1 protein-coding gene is annotated in these 1,701 nt (G+C 71.7%); it reads right to left on the reverse strand.

Annotation, left to right across the window (positions count from 1 at the left end):
* Positions 1-74 precede the first annotated feature (74 nt).
* The coding region (mprF, locus tag D588_RS0112770) for a bifunctional lysylphosphatidylglycerol flippase/synthetase MprF (protein ID WP_017916256.1) at positions 75-1,701 on the reverse strand (1,627 nt) is incomplete at its 5' end.

The following is a 1,701-nucleotide window of genomic DNA, read 5'->3' on the forward strand; positions in this document are numbered from 1 at the left end:
GCGAAGCCTCGCAATGCCCAGGTAAACGCGGGGTAGCCAGGCCAATCCCCAATCCCGACTCCCCAATCCCGGCCTCACTCCGGCTTGCGTGGATCCAGCGAGATCAGTCGGGTCACGTCCAGCAGGGCGGCGGGCAGGTGCATGCCGCCGGGGGCGGCGAGGTAGCGGGTGCGCCAGGCGGGGGCGAACTTGGACTTGAAGCGGCGCAGGCCGGTGAAGCCGTAGAAGCGTTCGCCGTGGCGCACGATCAGGTTGCCGAAGCGGTTCCAGCGGCCGGCCAGGCGGTGCTGGGCCAGGCCCGACAGCGGCGCCATGCCCAGCGAGAAGCGCTTGTAGCCCTGGTCGCGGCCCCACAGGAACAGCTCGATGAACAGGAAGTCCATCGTGCCCTTCGGCGCATCGGCGATGTGCCGCATCAGGTCCACCGACAGCTCGTGGCCGGCCGGGGCCTGCCACAGGTTGGCGAAGGCCACGACCTTGCCCTCGAACTCCACCACCGCGATCGGGAAGCGGCGCAGGTAGGCGGGATCGAAGCTGCCCAGCGAGAAGCCCTTCTCGGCGCCGGCCTTGTCTTCCAGCCACTGCTGCGAGACCTCGGCCAGCACCGGCATCAGCGCGTCCACCGCGTCGGTCTCGACGATGCGGAAGCTCAGCCCGCTGCGCTTGCCGCGATTCCAGGCCTGGCGCAGGTCGGCGCGGTCGCGGCCTTCCAGGTGGAAGCCCTCCAGCGACACCATCGCCTCCTCGCCGAGCTTGACCAGGGTCAGGCCCAGGTCCAGGTAGGTCTGCCAGTGCTGCTCGCCGACCTGGTAGAACACCGGGCGCAGGCCCATGCGGTCGGCTTCCTCGCGGAAGCGCCAGATCAGCGCGCGGGCCACCTCCGGCGCGCCGACCGGGTCGCCCATCGCCACCAGCGAGCCGCCGTAGCGCTGCATCATCACGAAGCCGGGGCCGTCCTCGGCCTGCAGCAGCGCCTTGTCGCCGGTCAGCACCAGGCAGGCCTGGGTGTCGGTGGCCTCGGCCAGCACCGGCGCCAACGCGTCCAGTTGCGCGCCATCGGCCGGCGGCAACGGCGAGCGCGTGCTGTGCAGCAGCCGCGCCAGCCCGAACACCACCACCGCCACACTGACCAGCAGCACCGCGCGCAGCGCGCGTGGGGCGTTGGCCGAGGTGGCGAATTCCCACCACAGCTCGTTCTGGTATTCGACGTGACTGTAGACGAAGAACAGCAGCCAGATCGTGGCGATCAGCACCAGGCCGAGGTTGCGCAGCCACGGCCACGACCAGGCCTCGTCGAGCAGCGCGCCCTCGCGGTAGAACTCGCGGCGCGCGCCCCACAGGCCGACCGCCACCACCAGCGAGGACAGCGCCACCGAGACGTGGCCGCCGCGCAGCCAGGCCGGCAGCGGCAGCAGCACGCAGATGCCGATCGCCAGCACCCAGGCGGCATGGCTGCGCCGCTGCAGGCCCTGGCCGATCAGCAGCAGCACCACGCCGCCGAGGCTGGCCAGCAGGTGCGAGGTTTCCATGATCGACAGCGGCGCCATGTCCTGGCGGCGCTTGGGCGTGGGCAGGGTGCCGTCGATGACCAGCGCCGCGCCGACCGCGAACACCGCCAGGGCGATGATCTGCGGCAGCCACGGGCGCAGCGTGCGCCAGGCCACGCGCACGCCGCCGGCACTGGCGGCCAGCGGCCGGCGC

Source organism: Xanthomonas sp. SHU 308 (genome assembly GCF_000364645.1).
GTDB classification, from domain to species: Bacteria; Pseudomonadota; Gammaproteobacteria; order Xanthomonadales; family Xanthomonadaceae; genus Xanthomonas_A; species Xanthomonas_A sontii.